Source organism: Sphingobacterium humi, assembly GCF_009768885.1.
Lineage (GTDB): Bacteria > Bacteroidota > Bacteroidia > Sphingobacteriales > Sphingobacteriaceae > Sphingobacterium > Sphingobacterium humi.
Window position 1 is genome coordinate 303,167 of record NZ_WSQA01000004.1, and the last position, 26,972, is coordinate 330,138.

21 protein-coding genes and 1 tRNA gene are annotated in these 26,972 nt (G+C 44.1%); 6 read left to right on the forward strand and 16 right to left on the reverse strand.

Going from position 1 to position 26,972, the window contains the following annotated elements; translation table 11 throughout:
- Positions 1–78 precede the first annotated feature (78 nt).
- The 8 genes from GQF63_RS07370 to xseA all read right to left on the reverse strand — a co-directional run bounded on the left by GQF63_RS07370 (position 79) and on the right by xseA (position 11,140).
- Entirely contained in the window at positions 79–1,602 is a 1,524-nt protein-coding gene (locus GQF63_RS07370) for a redoxin domain-containing protein (RefSeq protein ID WP_160368564.1), read from the reverse strand.
- Positions 1,603–1,607: 5 nt separating this feature from the next.
- Positions 1,608–2,768 (reverse strand): TlpA family protein disulfide reductase, encoded by a 1,161-nt coding sequence (locus GQF63_RS07375; RefSeq protein WP_160368565.1) that lies wholly within the window; start codon positions 2,766–2,768, stop codon positions 1,608–1,610.
- A 21-nt stretch (positions 2,769–2,789) separates the two neighbouring features.
- Positions 2,790–4,259, reverse strand: coding sequence for a RagB/SusD family nutrient uptake outer membrane protein (locus tag GQF63_RS07380; RefSeq protein WP_160368566.1), 1,470 nt, complete (start codon positions 4,257–4,259; stop codon positions 2,790–2,792).
- 16 nt (positions 4,260–4,275) lie between these two features.
- Positions 4,276–7,830: a SusC/RagA family TonB-linked outer membrane protein gene (locus GQF63_RS07385; RefSeq protein ID WP_160368567.1), complete on the reverse strand. Its 3,555-nt coding sequence runs from the start codon at positions 7,828–7,830 to the stop codon at positions 4,276–4,278.
- Positions 7,831–7,930: 100 nt separating this feature from the next.
- On the reverse strand, positions 7,931–8,959 hold the full coding sequence (locus tag GQF63_RS07390; RefSeq protein ID WP_160368568.1) for a FecR family protein: 1,029 nt from the start codon (positions 8,957–8,959) through the stop codon (positions 7,931–7,933).
- A 93-nt stretch (positions 8,960–9,052) separates the two neighbouring features.
- On the reverse strand, positions 9,053–9,604 hold the full coding sequence (locus tag GQF63_RS07395) for an RNA polymerase sigma factor (RefSeq protein ID WP_160368569.1): 552 nt from the start codon (positions 9,602–9,604) through the stop codon (positions 9,053–9,055).
- 62 nt (positions 9,605–9,666) lie between these two features.
- Positions 9,667–9,879: an exodeoxyribonuclease VII small subunit gene (xseB, locus tag GQF63_RS07400; RefSeq protein WP_160368570.1), complete on the reverse strand. Its 213-nt coding sequence runs from the start codon at positions 9,877–9,879 to the stop codon at positions 9,667–9,669.
- On the reverse strand, positions 9,869–11,140 hold the full coding sequence (gene xseA, locus GQF63_RS07405) for an exodeoxyribonuclease VII large subunit (protein WP_160368571.1): 1,272 nt from the start codon (positions 11,138–11,140) through the stop codon (positions 9,869–9,871). Before xseA ends, xseB begins: the two co-directional genes overlap by 11 nt.
- Before the next feature lie 90 nt (positions 11,141–11,230).
- Between xseA and GQF63_RS07410 the strand changes: the two genes are divergently transcribed.
- Both GQF63_RS07410 and GQF63_RS07415 read left to right on the forward strand, forming a co-directional pair.
- Positions 11,231–12,961: a serine hydrolase domain-containing protein gene (locus GQF63_RS07410; protein WP_160368572.1), complete on the forward strand. Its 1,731-nt coding sequence runs from the start codon at positions 11,231–11,233 to the stop codon at positions 12,959–12,961.
- A gap of 1 nt (position 12,962) precedes the next feature.
- A complete protein-coding gene (locus GQF63_RS07415; RefSeq protein ID WP_160368573.1) occupies positions 12,963–14,120 on the forward strand; it encodes a dipeptidase in 1,158 nt (385 codons plus the stop codon).
- On the opposite strand, the gene GQF63_RS07420 is transcribed toward GQF63_RS07415, so the two are convergent.
- Together GQF63_RS07420 and GQF63_RS07425 are read right to left on the reverse strand one after the other, a co-directional pair.
- Complete coding sequence (locus GQF63_RS07420) at positions 14,121–14,753, reverse strand: hypothetical protein (protein WP_160368574.1); 633 nt, start codon at positions 14,751–14,753, stop codon at positions 14,121–14,123. It abuts the gene before it with no gap.
- Positions 14,753–15,259 carry an RNA polymerase sigma factor gene (locus GQF63_RS07425; RefSeq protein ID WP_160368575.1) on the reverse strand — a complete coding sequence of 169 codons (507 nt, stop codon included), beginning with the start codon at positions 15,257–15,259 and terminating at the stop codon, positions 14,753–14,755. Before GQF63_RS07425 ends, GQF63_RS07420 begins: the two co-directional genes overlap by 1 nt.
- Before the next feature lie 69 nt (positions 15,260–15,328).
- Here GQF63_RS07425 and radA point away from each other — a divergent pair, with 69 nt between their 5' ends.
- Entirely contained in the window at positions 15,329–16,717 is a 1,389-nt protein-coding gene (radA, locus tag GQF63_RS07430; RefSeq protein ID WP_160368576.1) for a DNA repair protein RadA, read from the forward strand.
- 83 nt (positions 16,718–16,800) lie between these two features.
- Here radA and GQF63_RS07435 read toward each other — a convergent pair whose 3' ends face one another.
- From GQF63_RS07435 to GQF63_RS07450, 4 genes are all read right to left on the reverse strand, one after another.
- A complete protein-coding gene (locus GQF63_RS07435) occupies positions 16,801–17,928 on the reverse strand; it encodes a TlpA disulfide reductase family protein (RefSeq protein ID WP_160368577.1) in 1,128 nt (375 codons plus the stop codon).
- Positions 17,929–17,974: 46 nt separating this feature from the next.
- Positions 17,975–18,805 (reverse strand): TPM domain-containing protein, encoded by an 831-nt coding sequence (locus GQF63_RS07440; RefSeq protein WP_160368578.1) that lies wholly within the window; start codon positions 18,803–18,805, stop codon positions 17,975–17,977.
- Positions 18,806–18,810: 5 nt separating this feature from the next.
- Complete coding sequence (locus GQF63_RS07445; protein WP_160368579.1) at positions 18,811–19,245, reverse strand: TPM domain-containing protein; 435 nt, start codon at positions 19,243–19,245, stop codon at positions 18,811–18,813.
- An 84-nt stretch (positions 19,246–19,329) separates the two neighbouring features.
- Positions 19,330–19,908, reverse strand: a complete 579-nt coding sequence (locus tag GQF63_RS07450) for a LemA family protein (RefSeq protein ID WP_160368580.1) — start codon at positions 19,906–19,908, stop codon at positions 19,330–19,332.
- A gap of 152 nt (positions 19,909–20,060) precedes the next feature.
- Here GQF63_RS07450 and GQF63_RS07455 point away from each other — a divergent pair, with 152 nt between their 5' ends.
- From GQF63_RS07455 to GQF63_RS07465, 3 genes are all read left to right on the forward strand, one after another.
- Positions 20,061–21,602, forward strand: a complete 1,542-nt coding sequence (locus GQF63_RS07455) for an NAD(P)/FAD-dependent oxidoreductase (protein ID WP_160368581.1) — start codon at positions 20,061–20,063, stop codon at positions 21,600–21,602.
- Positions 21,603–21,688: 86 nt separating this feature from the next.
- Positions 21,689–21,761, forward strand: a tRNA-Gly gene (locus GQF63_RS07460).
- Between the two features lie 42 nt (positions 21,762–21,803).
- A complete protein-coding gene (locus GQF63_RS07465; RefSeq protein ID WP_212592492.1) occupies positions 21,804–22,271 on the forward strand; it encodes a PH domain-containing protein in 468 nt (155 codons plus the stop codon).
- A 28-nt stretch (positions 22,272–22,299) separates the two neighbouring features.
- Here GQF63_RS07465 and GQF63_RS07470 read toward each other — a convergent pair whose 3' ends face one another.
- A complete protein-coding gene (locus tag GQF63_RS07470; RefSeq protein ID WP_160368582.1) occupies positions 22,300–23,862 on the reverse strand; it encodes a SusD/RagB family nutrient-binding outer membrane lipoprotein in 1,563 nt (520 codons plus the stop codon).
- A gap of 4 nt (positions 23,863–23,866) precedes the next feature.
- Complete coding sequence (locus GQF63_RS07475) at positions 23,867–26,968, reverse strand: SusC/RagA family TonB-linked outer membrane protein (protein WP_160368583.1); 3,102 nt, start codon at positions 26,966–26,968, stop codon at positions 23,867–23,869.
- Positions 26,969–26,972: the final 4 nt, after the last annotated feature.

The window sequence follows — 26,972 nt, forward strand, 5'->3', positions numbered from 1 at the left end:
AAAATAGTAAATGGAACAATGAAGTTACAAAAACCGAGAAGCGGGGAAAGGATTCCCCACGACGCTCGGCTTATAAAATTAGTTAGTGTTGGAAGAACGTATCAGTTCGATGATGCCTGACACTTCATTCAGCACGGCTTCCTTGCCTGTTTCGGAGCCTGAAGCCATGTAGCGAATGACGCCTTGCCCATCGACAAATAATTTTGTAGGGATACTTTTTACATTCAACTTATCAACCAGCAAGGTATTATTGGCACTCGCTTCATCAAAGACAAGCTTAAAGTCATACTGATTTTGGTTGATAAAATCCTGAGCCCGTTTTTTAAAATCGGCACCTTTTTCCCAAACATTCACAAATAAAAAGGCCACATCCGATTGGGCTTTATATTTTTCTATGCTGGCTTGCATGCCGGGAAAAGATTTAATGCAAGGCACACACCAGGTTGCCCAAAAATCAATCACCAGTATTTTTCCTTTATAGTCTGCCAAATTCACTTTATTTCCATCCATATCCATTAATGAAAAATCAGGCATAGGTTTTTCGATCATCTTGGAGGATAAATGAGCCATCAGTTCCTGTTGCTTCTTGTGCTGTAGGAATTGCAGATAACTATCGAAGCCTGCTTTTTCTTGGTTACTGGCGTTATACAAGTCCTCCACGAGCTGCAGGGAAGTAGAATCCAGGTTGTTTTGGTTCAGGTAGCGATCCATGACTAAAAAGCCCTGGAACGGTTTATTTAGTTGCTGATAGGCCTTGGCCAAACTTTGACTTAAGGCAGCCCCTTGAAACTGCTTATAATGGCTATCCTCTAATATTGGCTTCAGCATCTCTACTGCCAGTTCCGGCTTTCCTAATTGCATGTTATTCTTTGCATAAAGGTCGGCAATTTGTGGATATAACATCGCTGCAAAGCCATTTCTTAACTTCGCATCATCGGCGTTTTTAGCTGCTGTACTGAGGCGCAACGCTTCCGCCAGGTAGGTATCGGCACGCGCATTATCTTTCGCATCAACAGCACCCTCTGCGGCATAGAAATAAGACATGGTGCGCCAGTTGGGGTCTTGCATTTCTTGTAGGTAGGTCTCCAAAAGGTCAATGGCTTTTAATTTAACCAGTTGCTTAATGAGAATCATGCGCACAAAATCGTATTGTCCCTGTTGTTCGATGGGGTATTGCGCTTTGGGGTATTTCTTTAACCAAGTCCGAAAGCGGGCGTCTATCTCCTTGGCCGACAAGGTTTCCAAATGCCTCCCTATTTGTACCTCATACGCATTATCGCGTGCTAACTGGCCTTTGGGAAACTGTTTTAGGATACGTTTATCCATTGCCTGCAACTTATCGCTATCTTCCATGGTTTTGAATACGGCACGTGCCAACATCAAATCAGCTTCCTTTTTGCTGCCCGAGAGGCTATCAGTTTTTGCTGTTAACTTGGCCTTGGCGGCCTCGGTATTCTGATTGATTAACAGATTAAGCTCATCGCGTAAGCTTGTTCCTGTTGGTTTGTCCTGAGCCATGCGAATGGTTTGTGCCGACAAGTTGAAGCCTGTCATTAGCATCAGCATGAGCATCCATCGGGTAATTACCTGTAGTTGTTTCATCGATTTTATTTTTCGCCCAATAGTTCGTTTAATTTTGTTGCTAAATGCTCGGCATTGCCGCCGGAGCTACGGTAGATAATCTTCCCCTGCGGGTCTACGAGGATTTTTGTAGGAAAAGAGGTGACACCAAATTTTTTGACCAACTGGTTTTCCGGGCTATTTAAAACCTGCGGCCAGGTGATGCCATCTTCTTGAATAGCAAGATCCCATTGTTTCAACTGATTTTCGAGTTTACCCGATTCAAAGGCAATTCCAAGAATATCAAAACCTTTATCTTGGTAGGTTTTATAAAGTGCCAACAATTCGGGATGACTTTTGCGACAGGGCACACACCAGCTTCCCCAGAAGTCGATAAGCCAGTATTTCCCTTGCAATGCCTCGGAATCAAACCAGGCACCGTCCTTCATTTGAACCTTAAACGCTGGAATAACCTGCCCCAAACTGGTGCTTTCTCCAGCATTTAATTTCTGCTGCAGGGTTTTGCCTAGGGAGGTGTTTTGCACCTGCTTATTAAAACTGTTAAACTCTTGCAGCGCGCTGTCAATCGGCAATCCCATGTAATAGGAAGCAAAGACTTCTAAGCCTGCAAAATGATCTTTATGCTGCTTTACAAAGGCCTTCTTCTGATTAGAAATGTCTTCGCGTAATGCTTTTTGCGGACTATCCCAACCTGTGGTCGGTTGTTTAGCTTTTTCTAAGGAATCTCGACGTAGAATTAAAGCCCAACTTTTTTGCATGCTGGCACGCTCTTTCTTGCCAATTTGTTCATATAGACGGGACTCCGGCCCTCCTTCTTTTAAAAAGGAGGCTAAATGATCCTCTGTCACTAGTTGAATTTGATTTTGATGCCCTGCTTGTAAAAGAAAAACAGGCATGGGTTTCGGTGTGAACCCCGAAGAAGAGATCAAGAGGTTCTTATCGTTCTGCACCATGACACTTACTAAGAGGTATTCTTTTTTAGGGAGCTTAGCACGGTAAGTCCCCTGAGCATCTGCGGTTAAATTCAGCGTTTTGCTCTCCCCTTCATCTGTGTACATCAGCATGACCGGATCTTTGCTTGCCGGCTGTGTATTTAGGGTAAGGAGCATGGAATCTTGTTGTGCATAGATACTGCTTGCGGATAAGATTAGGCTTACTGCACTTAAAATTGATCGTAAATTCTTCATAAATATCATTTTTCCTCCTGTTTAGGGATTGTTCTGCATCGATGGGTTATGGGCAAGAATACCAGCCGGAATACGTAAGGTTAACCGTTCTTTTTTCAAGGTATAGGTGCTGCCGTCGATGCTTCGTGTTGTATGTAAGTTGTTGAATTGGCTATCGTTTGCCAATCGGCGCATATCTAACCAGCGTATGCCTGTTGCGGCAAACTCGCGTAGCCTTTCGTCTAAAATGGCTTTTACCAGCTCTTCTTTTGTACTGAAGCTTTGTTGTGCATCGCTTAGAGGCATTCTGTTTTTACGCAGCATCAGCAAATCGGCTTGTGCGGCAGCAAGATTTCCCGCACGGGCTTCGCACTCGGCTTTCATTAATAAAAGATTGGACATGGAAGCGGCCAGGTTGAAAGTTCCAGGACCAGCACGCTGGAAGCCCGGCAAGCTGGCTGACGAAAACAAACCCTTATTGCTATAGATTTTCTTGCGTTCATCATTCGACTTAAACAAGGCATAAACCTCCGGACGTAAGAGCATTTTCGTAGCAAAAGCACTGGTGATTGGAACGGCTGTTTGTTTCACAAAGATGTTCTCTTCATTGGTATATACATCCGGAAAATTCACGAGGCCCATGTTTGCCATAAATGGGAAATACCATTGATTCACCATCACATTATAATCATAAAGATGGATGGCAATCTGGCTTTTTGCGACTAAGCCATTGGCTTGTTGAAAAGCCTTTAAGGCCAGGTCGTACTTCTGCATTTGAAAATAAACCTGCCCCAACATATAATACCCGCCTAATTGAGAAAGCCGGCTACGGTTGATGGTTTGTTCATTCAGTAAAGGAATAGATTCTTCCAGTTCATTGACGATAAAGCTATAAAGCTCTTGGTTGCTGGAACGGGTAAAGCCTTTCGCTTCGGTATTAGCCTCCAGCACCAAAGGAATGCCCAGGTCTGTGGCTGCCGTAGCTTCTTGATAAGGCGCGGCAAACAGTTGAGCCGCATAAAAGTGAAGGTAGGCGCGTACCGCACGAGCCTCTGCCACTAACATATTCTTTTCCCTGTCGGTACCGCCGCGGCTCTCCATCGTGCCTTGAATTACTAAATTATATACATAATTCTGGCTATAGAATGCCCCCCATTCGGGTGCATTATCTTCTGGTAAATAAACATCGTCTGCCCATTTATAAAAATTCTGCTGTACACGGGAGAAGTTATTGAAGGTTGCTGGGTTAGCCTGTACATCATCGGCCATATAAAAAGGCGCTTCCACATCCCCCAGAATACTAAAGGAATAGGATATTTCCCCGGTTTCGGCATTTGAGGTTGCTGTAAACTTCAAATGCTGCAAGCCCCCCAGGTAGGGGTTATTTAGGAGCCCATTGAAATGCGCATAATCTGTAGGAATTGCTTTTCCTTTCGGTTCGACATCGAGGAATTTCTTACATCCGCTGGTCAATCCTAAACAAGCAATCAGTAGTATCGTTAATTTTTTCATAGCCATGTTCGAATAATTAAAAGCCTAGGTTCAGTCCAAAGGTGTAAAAGGCCGGCATTTTAGGAACACGATAGCCGGAAGTCAGGTTAAAGTATTCGGGATCAATATCCTGATCGTTGTTGGCCCACAATAAAATATTATTTACCTGTGCATAGAGGCCTACTTTTGCTAGGCTTAGTCTATTGGTTAAATCCTTAGGTAGTTCATAAGATAAGGTGATGTCTCTTAATCTGAAGTAAGAAGCACTTTTTACATTGGCATCGGCGTATCGGTAAAAAGAAGTCGCGCGCTCGCTATCACTTGTTGCCTGATTTGGAATGTATTTAGGGATAATGGTATGGTTTTCATCCCCTGGTTTTTTCCAGCGCTGAGCAAATTCTTTGCTGAGGTTCTGCAATACGCGTCCATAAAATACGGTATTCAAATCCTGGCGCATCACATTTCCTAGGTTATAGATTACAAGGAAGGATAGGCCCCAGTTTTTATAGTTAAAGTTATTGGTCATCCCACCATAGTACAGGGGTTGGGTGGATCCTTGGTATTTGATATCTTCCAGCGCTAGATCTCGTGTAAAGGAAATGGTTTCACCATTGTCTTTCACGACTTGTGGATTTCCTTCATTGTTTAAGCCTGCATATTGGAAAGCAAATAAACTAAAGGCCGAATAGCCTTCTACAAATGGCTTACTAACCGTGTTTAAGGCTGTAGGGCTATTGTAATTCTTGAGTAGGGTAATTTTGCTTTTGTTATAGGCGATATTGAAATTGGTAGTCCATTGGAAATCCTCCCGCACGATATTCCGGCTGTTTAATGAAATTTCAAGCCCTCTATTGTATAGATCGCCTAAGTTACCGAAGGAAGAATTCCAACCGGTTGTTGGGTCGATTGGTTTTTCGCCCAATAGGTTGCTGGTCTGCCGATCGTAATAGTCAACCGAGCCACTCAAGCGATTATTCCAAAGGGAAAAATCAGCACCTATATTCAAGGAGTTGGTTTGCTCCCACACCAATGCATTATTGGCCGGGCTAATAACGATATACCCGGTACCCAAGCCATCAAAGCGTTGGTCGGTAATGGCATACAAGATATCATGAGGGCCTCCTAGTCCTGGTTTTGGGGAATTGCCCGCAATACCGTAGGTTAAGCGCAGGGTCAGCTTCTTCTGATCATCAGATTGGAAGAAACTTTCCTGATGTACATTCCAGCTTAAGCCGGCACTCCAGATGGGTTTATTCTGGCTACTGCTTGATTTTCCAAATAAATTGGATTGGTCATAGCGCAAACTACCATTAAAATGATAGCGACTTTTGTAGCTATAGGCCACATTAGAATATAAGGACACGAAGCGTAATTCACTTTCGGCATTGATTAAAGGATAGTAGCTCAGTTTGCTGTTTCCTACCCCTTGCAAGGCGTTTGAAAGCACTGGGTTGGCAACGCCGGTGGAGGAGAGGAATTTTTGGTCAAAACTACCATAGCCTTGCGTCTGAAAATCATAGCCTTTGGTGCTGGTACGCTGAATATCGTAAATGGTATTGCGGCTTTCAAAACCGGCCAATGTGGTCAGTTCATGATCTGCGGCAATACGTTTGGAAAAGTCTAACTGGGTTCTAAATGTCCAAGATGTATTTTTATTATCACGGGTATAATAGTTCCCGCCTTTGGTTGGTAAATAGTAGGTAGGCATGCCCCCCGGCGTTGTGCTTGCTTGTGTAAACTGGATCTTTTCTACCTGCGTGCGGTAAAGGTTCTCTCCTTCGAAGGAATAGCCTTTATCAAATCCTTTTTGAAACTGTCCTCTACTCGACCAGTTTAACCCTTCCAGTAGCTTTAAGCGAAAGCCCGCATTAAAGCGCCCCACGAAATTCTTATTGCTGTTCAATAAGTCATGCTGCTCGTTTAAAGGCACATAGGCTAAGGGCAAGCGGCTTTTTGCGATGGCTTGCTCACGCGCAGCATCCGTTAAATAGAGGTATGACTGGTCGAGAGCATTACCTTGTCCATCGGCAAACAGCGCGTAAGGCAAGTAATCGGTTAAGCCCATCGGGAACTCCATTTCATTCTGTTTGTAGTTCTCGTAAGCCATATTGGCTGTCATATCTACGTTGAAACGCTCAGATAGGTTCCATTCCTCTTTTAAAGAAACCGTAAAGCGATCGCGCGTGGATTTATCATATTGATTGTTTCGGGTATAACTTACCGAAGAATAAAAGCGATTTACCTTGCCTCCACCGGAGAAGTTCAAATTATGAGCAGTCAGCAGGGAAGGTTGGTAGAAATACTGATCGATTTGTGAACGATTGGATAAATTGGCCAAGGAATCCCAACCACGGTTTGCGGCTTCTGCGGAGATTGTTCCGGCTTCAAGATCGTAGAAATATTTTTCATGTGGATATACTTTCGGAAAGCCGCTGTTGATAATTTGGGAATAAGGGAAAGCCTGCAGGTAGGCCGGATCAGCCATCAGTTCGCGGGTATTGGCAATAAATTCGGAGGATGACATCTTATTCATGTAATCAAACTGAGGTGTCCCTTTCACCGATACAAACCCATCGTAATTGATCTTTACCTTTTCACTATTAAAGCTTCCCGTTTTTGTGGTAATGACGATGACCCCATTGGCAGCCTGCGCTCCCCAGATCGAGGCTGCTGTTGCATCCTTTAACATGGTGATATCTTCCACATCTTGCGGATTTACCAAGGATTCAATATCGTTGTATTCGGCCATCGGCACCCCATCTAATACCACTAAGGGTTTGCGGCTGAGGTTGATGGAAGATACTCCTCGCATCAACATCTTATCGTTTCCTTCGCCATAATTTACCGCAAGGCCGGGCGTCAAGCCTTCCAAGCGATCGAGCACATTCATGCTCCCACTTTTCTGCGCAATCTGGTTTCCTTTTACTGTCGTAAATGATCCGGTACTGCGTTCTTTCGGAAGTCGTTGGTAACCGGAGTTCACCATCACGCTCACCGAGTCGATAACATGATCACGATTCACCAAAGTGATAATCATGCCTTGGGTATTTCCTGCTGCTTGCGCTGCAATTTCGGGGCTTACATTAATTTCATTGGCTTCAAAACTGACATGGCTAACGCGGATTTTACTGACCTCGCTCTCTACCTCCAGTTCAAACTTGCCATCATCATCAGACTTGGTGCCTACGGAGCGTCCAATTTCTTGAATGCTCGCATTCCGTAAAGGGCTCCCCGCAGCATCCAATACCATACCCCGCAGGACATAGCGTTTTGTAGTTCCTTTATTTTCATAAATCAAATACGTATGGGTATCGACCTTACGAAAGGCAAGGTTGGTGGATCTTAAAAGTAAGGCCAAGCAATCTTCTAAGCTTGCCCTCTCCAGAGAAACAGGCCCTATCTGATGCTTTTCAATGATCTGATCATTAAAATTAAAGTGCACTTTAAACTTCCGTTCCAGTTCCTTTAGGGCTGTTTTTAAGGGCGTGCGTTGCTGAAACTGTATGGACTCGCGTTGCTGCGCAAGCAGCGGCGATCCGAAGCCGGTTAACACCAGCGAGAACAACAACAGGGTAAATAATTTGATTTTCATTTGGTTAGTATATAAGTGCTCAAATTTTAAGGCAAAGCTTTCCCCATCCACCTGTAAAACAGGCAGCTCAAATAGTGTTAGGAAAGAATATTTGCTAGGTTTATTCGATGATATAGGTTTGACCCGTCTTGGAATACTGTTGAATATTACCGGTTTCTTTCAACATCTTCAAGACATCCTCAATCGGAACATCATCAAAATAGCCAGAGAATCGACTCTGATTTAATAGTTTATTGTTTGATTTTATCGTGATATTATACCACTTCTCTAGTTTTGAAAAAACCAGTGGCATAGGTTCATTATCGAATGCTAACTTGTTGCTCCGCCATTGTATTTCTTTCGCTTGGTCAATCTTACCCAACTCTTTATTGCTAAAGACGATGGCTAAATTACCTTGGTTTTCAATACGCCCTTGATCTGCTCCTGCTTGCGCCTTCAACCGAGCCTGTGAGAGCACGGCTATTTTATCACCCGGTGCCATTACATAAGCTTGTTCCGTTCCTGCGGCGCTTAATTCCACTTTCCCCTCTACCAAGATGGTTTCTGTTTGCTCTTCTTCCGGATAAGAGCGCACATTGAAACTGGTACCTAATACCTTAATCTGTGCCTGCTGTGTTTGTACATAAAAAGGACGGGCAGCATCTTTTGCTACATGGAAATAGCCTTCTCCAATTAAAGTTACCCGACGATCCTCTGCATTAAAATCTGTGGATACGGCCAAACTACTTCCCCCATTCAACCAAACCTCTGTGCCATCGGCTAGCTTCACAAATTCTTTGCTGCCATTTGCCGCTTTATAGATCTGCTCGGAAGAACGTCCAAACTGATATATGGCGAAATAGCTTAGCAGACCCACCAAAACGATGCTCGCGGCAATTTTTAAATAACGATTCCACAGGTTGATCGTTTTCGGTTGATCGGATTCGTTGATCTTGCTCAGCTGCTTTTGATAGGCCGCATCCACATCCACCATGGCCGGTTCTTTGCTGTTTAGCATAGCAAACAAAGCCTGGTATTCCGGATGAGCTGCCAATAGCGATTCCAGCTTATTCTGCTCGTCGACAGATAGCGTATTTTGTAAATACTTATCTAGCAGTAGTAAAAAATAATCTTTCTCCGATTGCATCATAGCTGGTTTTAATAAGAAGACAACATAAGGGTGAAAACTCGTCAATTAGAAAGTAAACTATTTTACAACAAACTGATTAACAGTGCTATAAAATTATTCTTTGGCTAAAAAGTCCGTTAATTTCTGTAGCGCAAGCTGCAAATGGCGACTTACGGTATTGACAGAAATATCTAATAATTCAGCGACTTCCACATAGGAAAGTTGCTGTTCGCGCAAGAGGCTAAATACTGTTTTACATTTAGGAGGTAACATTTGAATGGCCTCCTCTATGGAAGCTATTTTCTCCTTGCTGATCAATAGCCGTTCCGGACTCTGGCTATCCAGCACTTCAAAATCTAATGGTAAGGATTGGGTTCTTTTCAAATTCTTCAGCTCATTGAGCGAGCTGTTTTTAACCGATCGATAGAGGTAAAACGACAGGTTTTGGATGGCCAAGGCTTTCTTTTCCAAGAGCCACAGCCTTAGCAAGACCTCAGACACCACATCTTCGGCACTTTTCAAGTCCTCGAGGATGGAATGGCTATAGCGGACGAGGTCTGCATAGAAATGATAGAATATTTTTTGATAGGCCTGTTGATCTCTTTCCAAAGCAATAGCCTGCAAGAGCGCCGGTAGATGATCCGAAGAAGGCCTTTTTTTAGTCATGTGCGATGGAAAAAAATTTAGATTGGATAAATATAAATTTCTTTTTCGAGAATAAGCATATTTTATTCTGGGGCACCTTCCTGAGCAAGCTTTTGCAACAGCTTATCCACTTCGGCTTCCGAAGCGGTTAGCTTCGCCTTGCAAACAGCCAATAACTCCGATGCACGGGCGATTTTAACCGTCAGCTCATCGATAGATACCTCGCCGTCTTCAATATCAGATACAATTTGCTGCAACTCTTCGTAAGCCGCTAAATAGGTATAGTTATTTTCCATGGGTATGAACTTTATTAGTGATTTGCGCCTGTAGGCGGCCATCTTCAACCTCTATTTCCACGATATCAGCAGCTGCTACCTGATCGAGCTGATGGATGGCTTTTCCATTCTTTCGTACGATACTAAAACCGCGTTTCAAAATGTGAATAGGGCTAAGCAAACCTAGCACCTGCGTGACATGCAGTAGTTTGGCATTTTCTTCTTTCAGCAATTGCTTGCTTTGCACGGCTAACTGCATTTTAAATTGATTCAGTTTATTTGTTTCGCGTAGAAAAGCTGTTTTGCTATGCCATGTTAGCACTTGCGCCCATTGTTTCAGTACTTGCTCTTCTTGTTGAAAGCGTTCTTTGACAGCACGTAAAAGCCTTTCCTGAGCCTGATCTACAGGAACTGCGAAGTTATGAAAGCGCTGCAATAGGAAATCTGCTAACTCACTGGGCGTGATGGCATTTTTATAGGCTACCATTTCGCTGACCGTCTCGTTCGTAGAGTGGCCAATACCGGTGAGCACGGGTAAGGGGAATATGGCTATGGCTTTCGCCAATTGGTAATTGTTATAAGAACTTAAGCCGACCTCTCCGCCACCTCCCCGGATAATGGCAACCCCATCAAACTGCTCCAGCTTGCCAGCAATGGTTGCTAGTTGATTGATAATGGAGGCAATGGATTTATCGCCTTGGAGTAAAGCCGGGAATAGCGTAGTTTCGATTTTATAGCCCCAGAGATTGCCGTTAATAATCTTGAAAAAGTCGGATAATCCTTTACTGGTTTCCACAGAAATTAAGGCTAGTCGCTTGGGAACCACCGGAAATGGAAGTCGCTTATTGGCGTCGTATAGTCCTTCTTCCTTCAACTTACGGATGCTTTCTTTCTTCTCGCGTTCCAACTCGCCCAGTACAAAGGTAGGATCGATATCTACTATTTTTAAGCTAAAGCCATAGAGGGGGTCATAGGAGATGCCTGCCTGCATCAAGATGGTAATACCTTCGCGTAAAGGCTCGCCCAGCACTTCCATAAACTGCCTGTTGATCCGCTGGTAATCCATCTTCCATAAGATGGAGCGCATCTCGGCAACTACCTTTCCCTCCTTTTTCTCTAACAGCTCTGGATAGCAATGCCCCGAGTGGGTATAATGATTCAGCTTGTTCATCTCCGCCTTTATCCAATACAAACGCTGATAGCGTTCGGCAATGGTTTTCTGGATGCTTCGGGAAACCTCCAGCAAGGAAAAAACGGTTTTATCTGCGACAAGCTCGGGCATAAGGTCAAATATACTGATTTATTACCCGTCAAGCATGCGTGTTTGTGCGTTTTATTAGTACATTTACATACATAAACCAGTTCAATTCATATGATACGCAAGATTGGCCTCGCCTTTATCGCTATTTTAATTCAAGCCAGCTTTGTTCAGGCACAATACAAACAAACGGTAAAAAACAACACGGTTATTGAAAGCAATCAACGTAATATCTTACCCTTTAAAAGCTTAGATCAGTATAAGATTGCGGTTGTTACGGCAGATAACAACAAATATGCGCCTTTTATTCAACAGCTAGAGCGCTATGCTGAGCTGCAGGTTGTTGACTTCAACCAATTCGATGAGAAGACAAAATACTTCAATACCATCATTGTCGCCGGTACGGCAGCAGAATTTCGCCCGGCTCAACTTGCCATGCTGGTGCAATCGGCTGTGAATAATAAAAACGTGGTATTCTGCCAATTTGGGCAGGAGCAGAACTACAGCAACTTAAGTGTTAGCCCCCAGCAGCTGCGTCATTATGCCAGTGTTTTAAAAAACTCGGAAACAACAGCTCAGGCGCAAGCCTATGCAGCCATGTCTATCTTCGGGGGATTAGGCGTTACGGAAGGGGCGATTAAAACGGAGCAAAGTCGCCTGCAATACAACCGAGGGGCGAAATCAGATATGGATTTAAAGCGCATGGGTCAACGCATCGATGCCATTGCCAAAGAGGCTATAAGTGAACATGCGGCGCCTGGTATGGTGGTGATGGCTGTAAAAGACGGGCAGGTTATTTTTGAGAAAGCCTATGGCAATCATACCTATCAATCGGGGAAAGCCACCCAGCTTTCAGATATCTTCGACCTGGCCTCCGTAAGTAAAATTGCTGGAACTACCCCGGTGGTGATGCACCTTCAAGAAAAAGGTATTATCAATCTGGATAGCACCATGGGGCATTACCTATGGCAAGCCAAAGAAACGAACAAAGCGAATATTACCTTACGTACCGTCCTCTTGCACGAGGCAGGATTTACACCTTTTATACCCTTTTATAAGGCTTTGAAGCCCGGAGATTTGCAGCAGACGAAGTCGCCAAGCCATCAGGTACAAGTGGCTGACAATGCTTTCCTCAAGAATAATTACTACATGGATGTGATGTGGCCGGAGATGCTCCACTCGCCCGTAAAACCTATTGGAAATTATGTGTATTCGGATATCAGCATGTATGTGATGAAGGAAGTGTCAGAACATGAGACTGCTACGCCGATGGGAGACTATGTGCAGCAAATTCTATATAAGAAAATCGGGATGCAAACAGCAGGTTATTTACCTAGAAATCGCTTTCCGAAGGATCGGATAGTGCCTACGCAATTGGATACAGCCTTCCGTAAGAGTTTATTGCAAGGATTTGTCCATGATGAGGGTGCAGCGATGGCAGGAGGTGTTGCCGGACATGCGGGCTTATTTGCCACGGCAAATGATTTGGCCATTTATGGGCAGATGCTCTTGAACAGAGGTGAATATGGTGGCGTGCGGTATTATAAACCTGAAACGGTGGATCTATTCACTTCCAAGCAGTCGAAGACGAGCCGTAGAGGCTTAGGCTTTGACCGCTACGATCCGAATCCGAAAGTAAACTATCCTTCTAAGCTGGCTAATGAGTCGGTTTATGGCCATACGGGGTATACCGGTACCTGCATATGGATAGACCCAAGAAACCAATTTATCTACATCTTCCTTTCGAACCGCGTGCATCCGCAGGTAAGCAGCAAGCTGCTTGACTTAAATATCCGCAGTAGAATTCAGGATGTCATGTATGAAACCATAAATAATGCGAAATAACATGCGCAAGCAAACGATCATTACAGCTGTGCTGGCCTGTCTCTGTTGGAGCAGCTATGCCCAGGATTATAAAAAGATTCACCAGGAACTCTTGTTGATTGATGGCCATAACGATGTGATCATTGAAAGCATCCTGCCAGGAAAGGATATCAGCAAACGCCTTAAAACGGGGCATACGGATATCCCTCGCCTCCAAGAAGGAGGAGTTGATGTGCAGGTGTTTGCGGTGTGGTCTGACGATAAGAAATGGCAGAAAAATGCCTTTAAGCATGCCAATGATCAAATTGATGCGCTGGAAGCCTTGATTAAAAACAACCCGAACGCCATTGCTTTGGCAAAAAGTAGTGCTGATATCAACCGGATTCAAAAAGAAGGTAAAATAGCGGCATTAATAGGCATTGAAGGTGGCAATATGATTGAGGGCAGCATTGCTAACCTGGAAAAGCTATACGAGCGTGGCGCACGCTATCTGACCCTGACCTGGAATTACAACCTGCCTTGGGCCAGTGCTGCTGCCATAGAGGTAAAAACCAAAGGTAGGAAAGGCAAGGGCTTAAACGAGCAGGGAAAAGCGATTATTAAACGCATGAATGAATTGGGGATGATGGTGGACTTATCACATTCCGGGAAGCAAACCTTCTACGATGTATTGGCCATCAGCAGCAAACCCGTGCTTGTATCGCACAGTAATGCAGCAGCATTAACTCCGCATTACCGCAACTTAGACGATAAGCAGCTCGCTGCCCTAAAGGAAAACGGCGGAGTTATCGGGGTAAACTTCTACTCTGAATTCCTGGACGCTAACTACAAATCACGTGTAAAACGACTATACAAAGCACACTTCAAGGATGAAGCTGCCGAAAAACCATCGGTAGATAAAATGTATCATCAGCTGCCTGCAAAGCTAAAAAAGCAGGCCGATGCGCCCTTTGAGACCGTATTGAAACATATAGATTACCTGGTTTCGAAGGTAGGGATAGACCATGTGGCGATAGGTTCTGATTTCGACGGCATTACTTCCCCTCCGCAAGGATTGGAAGACGTGAGTAAGTTCCCCATGCTGACCAAAGCGCTGCTGGAAAAAGGCTATAGCAAAGAAGATGTCGCCAAGATTATGGGCAAAAACTTCCTCCGTATTCTTCAGGAAAATGAAAGGTAATTAGGAATCTATTTCTTCTTCTTCAAGTTTCACTAACTCATCGTAGTTCTTATTGAGTTTTTTCACTAAGCGGCGGTACAGCACTTTGTAATACATCCGTACAACAAAGATGAGAAGCCACATGAACAAGGCCATAAAAATAATCATGGCAATAAGGAAGAACACCATATCACCGGATTTACTGCGTTCGATACTTTCCTGATACAGGATAAATGAAGTGACCACGACTCCCGTTCCTAAAATATAAAGGACATTGAACTTAATGTATTGATCGACGTACTTTCGGGTTTTCAGGATATCGCCCAATAACTCGCGGGTGCTGTTCGTATTCTTAATTCTGGTATAGGAGGTAAAGAACATGTAGATAAAATAAATCACGACGACGTAAAATACCACCGAGAATATATCCTCTAAGACAATCATGATCGCCGGATCACCTGGTTCATGCCCCGACCCTGGCAAAAAGAAATTCAAAGCCAGCCCGGCCAACAGTTCCAACACACTGATGAAGAAAATCCACTTTACAATAGAGGAAGAACTCCGATGTAACATCCTACGGATCTCTTCCCGATCTACCTTCGGGAAATCATCATCCTTCTTCCAATGTTGTTTTAAAAAATCTAAATCTTCCATTATGCCACACTTTGCTTTGCTACCATTTCCTTTATTTTATTCTTTATTCGGTTCATTTTTACCCGAGCATTCACTTCAGAGATCCCCAGGGTTTCCGCAATCTCCGTATAGTCTTTATCTTCCAGGTACATATACACCAAGGCCTTATCGATATCGTTCAATTGTCGAACCGCATCATAAAGGAACTTCAGGCGTTCTTCCTCTTCGGAATTATATTCTTCATAGCGGATATTCGCCAAGGAATTGTCCCAATCGACCGTTGTAATCTTTGATTTCTTAGTCCTATAGAGGGAAATGGCGGTATTTAATGAAACCCTATAGGCCCATGTGGAGAACTTTGAGTCTCCTTTAAACTTCGGATACGACTTCCAGAGCTGAATGACCATCTCTTGAAATAAATCCTGATGGGAAGCCAGATCTACCGTATAGAGCTTACAGATTTTATGGAGGATGTTCTGATTCCCCTCCAGTAAAACGATAAATTCTTGTTCCAACTTCGTATCCATGAATACCTATTTGTAGACAATAGTAGCATATTGTTACAACATGTGGTCATCTTTTTTTAATTTAGGGCAATGGCAAAAACGAAATCGGCATATTTCTGTCAATCCTGCGGATATGAATCCCCAAAATGGTTAGGACAGTGTCCATCCTGTAAAGGTTGGAATACCTTTGTGGAAGAAGTGGTGGAGAAAGCCTCCTCCCGTGTTCCGGAATGGCGCAGCACGGCAGCAACGAAAGGGGAATCCAAACGTGCCAACAAGGCGGCAATTATCCATGAAATTGTCTATTCGGAAGAGCAACGGATCCTTACGGCGGATAAAGAGCTTAATCGCGTATTGGGTGGCGGCATTGTTCCGGGCTCCTTGGTACTCATTGGTGGCGAGCCGGGCATTGGTAAATCTACCTTGATGCTCCAAGTGGCGCTGACCGTTCCGAACGTGAAAACCTTGTATATCTCTGGCGAGGAAAGTGAGCAGCAGATTAAGATGCGTGCCGAACGCCTCTTGCAAACGGCGAAAGCCGATTGCTATATCCTCACGGAGACATCCATGCAACATATCTTCAAGCAGATCGATCAGGTGCAACCCACCTTACTGGTGATTGACTCTATCCAAACGCTGCATTCTTCCCAGATAGAATCAGCGCCGGGATCTGTATCGCAGGTTCGCGAATGCACCGCAGAACTCTTGCGCTTCGCCAAGGAAACCAACACTCCTGTTTTTATTGTGGGTCATATCACCAAGGACGGCTCTATTGCTGGCCCGAAGGTACTAGAGCATATGGTGGACACCGTATTACAATTTGAGGGCGACCGCAATCATGTATACCGCATATTACGAGCGGTGAAGAACAGGTTTGGTTCTTCCTCGGAGCTGGGCATCTACGAAATGCAGGGCTCGGGCCTTCGGGAGGTATCCAATCCTTCGGAGATCATGCTCTCACAACGCGAGGAGCAGGTCAGCGGAACAGCAGTAGCCGCCATGCTCGAAGGCATGCGACCCATTATGATCGAAGTACAGGCTTTAGTCTCTAACTCCGCATACGGTACCCCGCAGCGCAGTTCCACAGGCTTTGATACCAAGCGCCTCAATATGTTATTGGCTGTTTTGGAGAAGCGCTTCGGTTTCCGCTTAAGTGCACAAGATGTGTTCTTGAATATTGCCGGTGGCCTGCGGGTAGAAGACCCAGCAATTGATTTAGCCGTTATTGCAGCCTTGATATCCTCCCAACAAGATATCGCCTTGAGCCCACACATTACCTTTGCCGGGGAAGTTGGCTTATCGGGAGAAATCAGAGCCGTCAATCGCATCGAACAACGTATTCAGGAAGCTGAAAAGCTAGGTTTCGTCCAGATTTTCATATCGAAATATAATACCAAGGGTTTAGACGCTAAGAAGTATGATATCGCCATCAGGCCTATGGCCACCTTGGAAGATGTCTTCCGCGCGCTATTTGGTTAATTTCAGATAATAACTTTAATACCAGAACATAAAAAGGCCGGATAATTTGAATTATCCGGCCTTTTGTATCTGTTAGAAAGATCTTATTTAATCAATTCTGCCAATTTAGCTTCCAAAGCTTCACCACGAAGGTTCGAAGCAATGATTTTACCAGAAGGATCGATCAAGAAGTTTTGAGGAATACCTTGGATGCCGTATAATGCTACTACATCAGATTTCCAGAACTTCAAGTCTGATACATGTGGCCATTGCTCTAATTTATCGTCATGAATAGCTTTAATCCATGCGTCTTTACCGTTTTCACGGTCTAAAGAAACACCATATACAGTGAAGTTTTTGTCTTTGAACTTGTTGAATGCAGCAACCACGTTAGGATTCTCCATACGACAAGGACCACACCAGCTTGCCCAGAAGTCGATCAATACGTATTTACCACGTAAAGATGATAAGGCAATTACATTACCTGCTGTATCCGGTAAAGCGATTTCAGGAGCTACTGAACCAATAGCAACCTTTTTCAAGGTTTCAATTTTCTTCGCTAAAGCTTTTCCTTTTTCGGTATTCTTTAATGCAGGTGCCATTTTATCATAAGCTGGGCTTCCTACGGTATTTACGTTATCCGCAGTTACCATTTCCGATAAAAGACCTAAAGCCACATAGCTGTTTGGATTATCAAGGGCAAACTGCTCACCGATTTTGTTTTGTTTTGCAAAGATCGCGGAAGCACGAGATTGCAATCCTTTTACAAACTCTTCGTTTTGCTTTTGTTCATCGCTTGCGCTTTCGTACTCTTTGTTCAATACATCGAACTCGTCGTTAGAAGCTGCAATTAAAGCTTTGTATTTCGCGTAATCATCATTGATGGCATTGCCTGAAACTTTAGCATTTTTTAACGTTTCACCGTCCACTTTAACGACTCCTTTACTTAAATAAATAGTCGTACGGTCTGGATTTCTTAACGTACGAGGTCCTTTTCCTTCTGGAGAAAGGAAGAGTTGAGCTTGTGTTGGCTCTGCCACTGTTCCATTATAAGTAAACACACCTTTCACTACGTTTGCTGAATCTAACACCCGCTCTCCAGCGTTAGCATACTGGAAAAACACCTTTGCTGGGGCATCCACGTTCTTTAAATTCCCTTTTACAGAGAATTGCTCTTGCGCAAATAATAAGCTAGGAATAACTCCTAACACGCATAAAATTCCTTTTTTCATTCTTCTCATATATTATTAACTATAAAGCTACGGATTTTTTTGGGAACTACCATCTACCGCTGGCACCACCGCCACCAAATCCACCACCGCCGAAGCCTCCAAATCCGCCGCCTCCGCCACCGCCGAAGCCGCCGCCAAAACCACCTCCATCGCCGTCATTATCACCACCACGACCTAAGGAGTTCAACAATGTCCACCAGAATAAATCTGAAGATCCGCGTCCTCCCATCACTCGACCACCGCCATTCTTGCCGCCGCCCCCTGATTTTGAAATTAAGGACAACACAACAAAAATAACTATGATGATAAAGATAATCGGGATACCGCCACCACCTTCCGTGGAATAGCTATCCTTCGGATCTGCTTTATATTCTCCTTTGGTATAGGAAATTAGTGCATCCACCCCATTGGTAATTCCGCCAAAATAATTCCCTTGGCGAAAGGATGGTTTCACTTCATTTTCAATAATCCGGTAGGCAATCACATCGGGCACCGAGCCTTCAATACCATAGCCGGTACGGATGGTCATGGCCCTGTCGCCTAAGGCTACCAGAAACAAAATTCCGTTATCATATTTTTTATTTCCGATGGCCCATTTCTGCGCCAAGCGGTCGCCATAATCGGCAATATCATAATTACCGGTGGTATTCATCACCACCACGGCAATCTGAATTGAGGTTGAATCTTCAAAAGCCAATAACTTTTGTTCTAATTCGGCCTGTTGCCCCGAACTCAGCGTATTGGTATAGTCGGTAACCAGTCTATTCGGTGCGGCCGGAAAATCCTGTGCCCAAGCCGAAAAGCTCAACAGTAAACCTAGAAAGAATGTAAAACCCAGCTTTTTCGACAGCTTCAGCACCTGCATATTTTTATACATATCCTTTACGATTTACCAAAATATATATCATTCGGCAGTTCATTGACATCGTCGCCGCGGCGCGGGAAGAACGTTGCCAATTGTGTTCCTGCTTCATGAATCCCTTCAATTAATCCATTCATAAAATCCCCATTCCGAAAGAAGGACACCATTTTTTCTTTGGTGCTTTCCCAAAAATCATCACCCACCTTGGCATGAATTCCCGCATCGCCAATAATCGCAAACTGATGGTCTTCTGTTGCCAGGTAAATCAGCACCCCGTTTCTTAGGGTTGTTTTATGCATGCCAAGCTTTTCAAAATAGCGCTTTGCCTCGCTATAGGCGTCCGATCCTTTGGAGGTACGCTCTACCACCAATCGGATTTCGCCGGAAGTCTGGTTCTCCGCCAAGCTGATTGCTTGTACAATTTTCTCTTGCTCTTCTTGATTAAATATTTCCATTCCGTGTTAAAATAAAAAAGATGAATGCGCAGTAACAAGTACCCCCATTCATCTTTACGTCTTATTTAGTAACAATAAAAAGCATTAAAAGGATACTGTAGGTGCTTTATCAGCGCCTTCAGCAGCTTTGAAGGTACCTTTTTGCTTGAAGCCAAAAATACCTGCCATAATATTGTTCGGGAAGCTACGAACAGTAGTGTTATACTCCTGTACGGCTTCGTTATAGGCACGACGTTCCACAGAAATCCGGTTTTCGGTTCCTTCTAACTGTGCTTGTAGTTCCTGAAAGTTCGAATTCGCTTTTAAGTCCGGATATGCTTCTACGCTCACCAATAAACGACCGATAGATTGCGATAAGGCATCTTGCGTCTGTTGGTAGTTTGCGATAGCCTCTTCACTTAAGTTTGAAGGGTCTACGGTTACTGAAGTCGCTTTTGCACGGGCTTCTACTACCGCTTCTAAAGTTCCTTTCTCGTGTTCTGCTGCTCCTTTTACGGTGTTTACTAAGTTAGGAATCAGGTCGGCACGACGCTGGTAAGCATTTTCAACTTGCGCCCATTTACCTTTTACATTCTCGTCTTGAGAAACCATGGTGTTATAGCCGCAAGAACTAAACGATAAAGTAGCTAATAAGCCTACAAATACGATCAATAATCTTTTCATGTGTAATGTTTTTCTTGTATACCTCTAAAATTAAGAAATTGTTTTTAATAATTCCATAACAACAAAGCATATACCAAGAATAGCGTAGCCTGAAATAATGACAGATTTAATATCTTTGTAGCACTTTTGGGATAAAACCCCAACACATCGCTATGCAGAAAGAAATTGAGATTGCCCTCAGCCCCGAACATATTACCGATCAGCAATTGATCCTTCAGGAAGGAAGTAAGAAATTAGGGCTATCCCTCAAACGTATCCAAGGATTCCATATCCGCAAACGCTCTATCGATGCCCGTGGCAAGCAGGTGTTATACCGCATGCGCGTGGTCTATTTTATCGATGAGCCTGTGCAACAACCCGATTATCACACCGCCTTAAAACGCGTGCAGGATGGCAAACCCGTTATTATTATTGGCGCTGGGCCTGCAGGCTTATTTGCGGCATACCGTTGCTTGGAACGCGGACTGAAGCCTATTGTTATTGAACGTGGAAAGCCCGTACAGGAGCGTCGTCGCGATTTAGCCAAAATAAATCGAGAGGGTCTGGTGAATCCCGAATCCAATTATTGCTTTGGCGAGGGGGGCGCAGGCACCTATTCCGACGGAAAGTTATATACCCGTTCCAATAAGCGCGGCGATGTACAATTGGTTCTCTCCATTTTTGTAGAGCATGGTGCGCCGGAAGATATTATGGTCGATGCGCGCCCGCATATTGGCACCAACAAACTGCCCCATATTATCGAAAGTATGCGGCAGCGTATTATCGAGTATGGCGGCGAGGTTCATTTCGACTGCAAGGTCATCGATATTTGCGAACAATTTGGAAAAGTAACAGGTGTAAAAACTGCAGACGGCCAATTTATCCAGGCCGAGCATGTCATTGTTGCAACCGGACATTCCGCCCGTGATATCTACGAGCTGTTTCAGCAGAAAAACTGGCTATTGGAAGCCAAACCTTTTGCCTTGGGCGTACGCATTGAGCATCCCCAATCCATTATCGACCAAGCCCAATACCATTGTTCCAGCCGACCAGAAAACTTGCCTCCCGCATATTACAGCTTGGTCGAGCAGGTTCATAACCGCGGTGTCTTTTCCTTCTGCATGTGCCCCGGTGGTATTATTGCCCCTTGTGCCACCGATCATGAAGAGATTGTAGTCAATGGCTGGTCGCCTTCCAAACGCAATAACCCGCATGCCAACTCCGGTACGGTCATCCAGATTAACCTGGAAGATGTGCCTGAGGCGGCCACAAATCCATTTGCACTCCTCGACTTTCAACGGCGCATTGAGCAGCAAGCCTTTCAATTGGGCGGCGGTCAATTAGTTGCACCGGCACAACGGATGGTCGATTTTGTAGAAAACAGGGTGTCCAACGATCTTCCCATCAACTCCTACAAACCCGGCACGCGTTCTGTCGATCTTCGGGAAGTACTTCCTGAATTTGTCTACCGATCCTTACAAGGCGCCTTGCCCATCTTCGGACAGAAGATGAAAGGCTATTATAGCAATGAGGCCATTTTGGTTGGTATAGAATCCAGAACCTCCTCGCCCGTCCGCATCCCTAGAGATCGCGACAGCTTTCAACACCCACAGGTGGCCGGCTTATACCCTTGTGCAGAAGGAGCTGGATATGCCGGCGGTATTGTCTCCGCGGCCATAGATGGCATTAATTGCGTGGATGCGATAAAAATTTAATTGATTTGCCTACAGGCGATTTAACAATTATTTCACGGCATGTATTGACAAACATCACATAAAATTGTACTTTTGTTTCATCACAAGCGAAAGTAGCTCAGTTGGTAGAGCACAACCTTGCCAAGGTTGGGGTCGCGAGTTCGAATCTCGTCTTTCGCTCAAAAAGCTTCCCAATCCGGAAGCTTTTTTCTATTTTAGGCTATGCAGACTTTCAAACCAAAGAACGGCCTTATCAGCAACCTCCTCTTCGTTTATCTTCTTCTATTGGCCATTCCGCTTATCATGCTTATCAATAGAGAACCATGGGATGTCTTCTTGAAAGTCACCGCCATCAATTACGGATTAGTGACCCTGGTACTCTACATCATTCAAATCAGTACCCGGTACAAAATAAAAGACGGGAACTTCCATTACCGCAGTTTGGTATTCTTTGGCAAAATCGCCATAGCAAAAATCCACAAACTGGATGTCGGCAAAACACTATATGTAGGCATGAAGCCTGCTACCGCCAAAAAAGGCATTATCATTCATTACAACCGCTATGAGGAAGTTTATATCTCCCCGGAAGATAATGCTGCGTTCGTGGCTGCTTTACTTGCCATCAATCCGGCGATAGAAGTACACTATCACCCGAAGCCAAAAGGCATAAACAAAGAAAGCCTGCAATAGCTGCAGGCTTTCCGGTACAATTAAAAATTTATTTCTTTACATCCCACCAAATACGCTTCGCCGTATAAGTAGCATCAGCAGCATCCGGATCCGCTTTAATCACTTGATCGTAATTGTAGTTGATACTATACGAGGCTATGGTAAAGCGTCTTGGCCACATATCATCCGATGGCAAAGCCACATCAAATACAGCACCTGGACGTTTCAAACCTTTGTAAATACCGCTTGCTTCATTGTATTTACCGGAAGCATCGGTACAGAATTCCAAACGACGCACATCGTTAAACACCTCTGGTGAATACGAAAGGGCGATGTATTTCTGGATCATAATCTGGCTTAGGGTTAAGCTATTGGCGTTTTGCACCACCGAAGAGCTCGCTAAAAAGCTGGATATCTTCGCTGCCGGAACGCCTAATATTTCCATATGATCTTTAATACCGTCTTTATAGGCTTGTAAAGCACCTGGTTTATTATTTTGGTTAAATAAAACCTCCGCTTTAATAAAGTGCATTTCCGAGCTGGTCAACAATAACCCTTTTGCACCCGCAGCAGCATAGATGGAACCTGAAGAAACATTCGCTGTTGGACGTAATGCCGCGTAATTGGCAATCGTTGATCCAAAGCCTGCCTCCGGAATAACAGCCATATCCACACCCGGCGTACGCAGGCCTGTTGCTGTAAAGCGCGGGATCAGGAGGTCAGCCCGTGGGTCTTCCATATTGGTTGCGCCAGAAGGAGCTCCGGTATAATTGTTCAAGATATAATCAATATATAACTTGGTTAATCTGTTGGAGGCGTTGTTTTGGAATTGCAACGACTCCGTCAAGGAGTTATTGGATACTGCACGGTCCTGATACTGATACAAAGCACTTTCCGCGGCTGTCTTAGGTGCTTTTTCTAAGGCTGCCAACAAATCCGCAGCTTTAAACTGGCTGGTTTTCGACAGGTGATTCAACATCCGCGCTTTGATACCGTTTGCCAATTTAATCCATTTCTGCGCATCCCCTTGAAACAGGTAATCGCCTTTGGCTAAGGTAGGCGCAGAAGCGTCCTGCGTACGTTGCAAGAATTCTATACCTTGGTCTAGTTCTGCTAAACAACGCTCATAAATTAAGCTTCCCTCATCGTATTTCGGCGTCATATTTCCGCCCACGAAAGCCTCTTCATAAGGAAGCATCCCATACATATCTACAAAAGCGGCAAAGCCCCAGGCCCAGATAACTTTACCCGCACCTACATAATGGAAAGCACCTGTTGCTTCTCCTTTTTTAATCATATCCGGAATATTCACCGCCGTATAGATATACCAAGGTTGGTAAGGCCAGTTTACCGCCGCAGTGGAGATGTTCCAACGGGATAAGTTCCAGTTATTGGCCGTTGTTCCCGAAATTTGCTGGGAAATTAAGGCCGCACGCGTACCACCACTTTCGTAAGCTTCGGCAAAACGAGCAAGAATAGATGGTAGCCTTAATTCTACCGTTGGCACTTGCGTATTCGGATTATTCGGATTATCATTGATATCGAGCCATTTATCACAAGATGTGCACATCAAGGCTCCCGCTATCGCTAATAGTGAAAAAATCTTTTTCATGGATTTAGAATTTTAAATTAACACCAAACGTCACACTCTTTGTGTTCGGCACCCCGGCATAGTCAATACCGACAGATCCTGAACCAATTACCCCCGCACCAGCAGCACTTGTCTCTGGATCCATTCCTGAATAATTCGTCAGCAAGAATAGATTGGTGGCATTTAAATTGAAAGATACCCCTCTCAACACATTGGTCTTCGCCAATAAAGTCGCTGGTAAATCATAGGATAAATTCACGGAACGCAGGCGTAACCAATTTACTTCCTCAATGAAATTACTGGTCTGGTTTACATAATAACGGGTATAGAAGTTTTGATCGGCAACAATCTCGCGCGTCACATCTTCATAGGCATTGGTGTTCGGGTTCAAGGCCACACCAGATAAGGTAATTTTCTTACCTCTATCTTCCGTTTGCTTGCTAAGCCCATATTGAGTTAATAACACTTCCGTTCCATTGAAAATATCACCGCCTTTACGGAAGTCTATAAGGAAAGATAAACCCCAGTTTTTATAGGTGAAATTATTATTCAAACCACCGATAAACTTAGGCTCTCTATTTCCAACATGCACAGTTGCATTCGAGTTGGTAGTAGGTAAGCCTGTAGCCCAGTTTAGAATATATTTACCTTCTTCATTTTTGGTCCATTCTTTACCACTGATACCCATAAAGTCTCCGTCGTTATAGGATGCTGCTTTACCATCAGCCACTTGCACATCCGTTACATATAAGATTGCAATGCCGCCCGGCAATTGTTTCACCACCCCTTTATTATGCGATAAGTTCAACATCATGTCCCAAGAGAAATCAGTCTTCTTCATCACAGCACCTGTCAATGTTAACTCTATCCCTTTATTTTCCAGGGTACCGGAGTTCACATATTGGAAGATACCCCCTGTGGCATTGTCTACACGTGGAGAAAGAATCTGATCCACCGATTTATTGCTGTAGTAGGTAAATTCAACACCAAATTTATTGCGGAAGAATTTTAAATCCGTACCCACTTCAAAAGACTGGGTTTTCTCAGGCACTAAATTCGGATTACCCAAGGTCCAAGAGTTTTTATAACCACCACCAATTGTACCTTCCACAGGGTCTAAGTACGAGTTGGTTTGGTAGGCTGGGGCATCTTTACCCACTTCGGCCCAAGAAGCTCTTAATTTACCGTAGCTGAATATATCGTTCGCTTCAAATAATTCCGAGAAGATCAAACTTCCCGAAAATGATGGATAGCGGAAAGATTGGTTCTTTTTAGGCAAGGTAGAAGACCAGTCATTACGTAAGGTCATACCCACAAAGGCAAAATTCTTATAGCCTACTTTTAAATCACCAAATACGCCAACACGACGGATTTCTGTCATGTTATCTAACAAGAATCGATCGGATAAGGCAGCGTTTCCAAAGGAATAAAAACCAGGAACAACGAAACGTTGCGCTTTAATACCGGTTGCTTTGGAATTGATGTCTTCGGTGGCAGCACCTAATAAAAGGTTTACATCCCATACCTCATCAAACGTTTTATGCGCATTCAATAAGAAATTATTGGTTACGAAATTGTATTGTCTGATGTTCTGAGATAGCATCCCTTTTTGGTAATCGCGGATTACCGCAGATCCTGCATGGATTTTTGACATAAAGGTAGAGGTATAATTATCTACCCCTAAGCGGTAAGTAAAATCTAACCAATTGGTCAATTTTGCATTGGTATAGAATGTTCCCAAGAAACGGTTGGTTTTATCGTTTTGCGGATTTCTATTGATGGTCCAATAGGGGTTATCAATGGCACCAAGCAATATCTCCTCTTGATCGTTACCAATCGATACCAACAGCTTTTGAGACCCATCCACATTCAAGTAATCTTTCATGTTGGCATTCTGTGGCCAAGCAATGATAGATTCCATGTAGCCGTTACCACCCGAACCCCAAAGACCCGTACCGGTTAAGGTTTTGGTGGTCTTACTTTGGGAATAGGCTGCATTAGCGCCAAAAGTAAAAATCCCTAGTTTTTGCTCGCCATTAAATCTAAAGTTATAACGACCATAATCTGTCGTCGGAACAATTCCCGTTTGTTTTAAATGCGCGCCAGATAGGTAGAAATTACTTTTAGCATTGGCACCACTTACGTTAAAGTTATTATCGTAGGTATAGCCCGTTTGGAAAAAGTCTTCCATATTGTTATAGATAGACTCGCCACTAGCAAACTGATCCCCCCAGGATAAATACGTTTTGGTATCTACGCCTTTTCCATCCAGGTTTGTTCCTTGCTTGAACTTGGTTTGTAGTTCCGGCAATTTATTTACCCAGTTGGATCCTACGCGAGAATTGACCCCCACGGTTATTGCGCCTTCTTTTCCTCTTTTTGTGGTGATCACAATAGCCCCTGCTGCCGCACGAATACCGTATAAGGCCGCTGCTGTAGGACCTTTCAGCACGGAAATAGATTCAATATCCTCCGGATTGACGTCCATCGCCCGGTTACCATTGGTTGTCGCGATATTCGTATTTCCATCAAATTGCGATAAATCGCCCATCCCTGTGGAGTTGTCCATCGGCATACCGTCGATTACAAATAATGGCTGATTATCCCGTTCTAAGGAAGTACCCCCACGAATAATGATGGATGCCGAAGCACCAGGTGCCCCGCCAGAGTTGGTGATATTTAAACCCGCGATTTTTCCATTTAAGGAGTTAATCATGTTTGGGTTTTTGTTCTTCATCAACTCATCCGCTTTAATGTCTTGCACGGCATAACCAAGGGCTTTCTTTTCCCTTTTAATCCCTAACGCCGTTACCACAACTTCGTCAATGGATTCTTCGGAGCTCTGCAATTGAACGTTGTAAAAACTTCCGGTGCCAATAACTTGTTCTACCCCTGTAGAGCCGATGGCTCTGAAGAGTAAGGTTTCCCCTGGCGCAGCTTGGATCGTAAAGGAACCGTCCGGATTTGTTTGAACCGAGCGATTCGAGCCTTTCACAATCACCGTCACATTGCTCATCCCCTCTCCTGAAGGCGATGTCACTTTTCCAGTAATCGCTTTTTGCTGTGCCATCAAACAAGTTGCGTACAGGCAAACCCCGAAAAAAGTAAGTAAAAATCTTCTTTTCATGTTT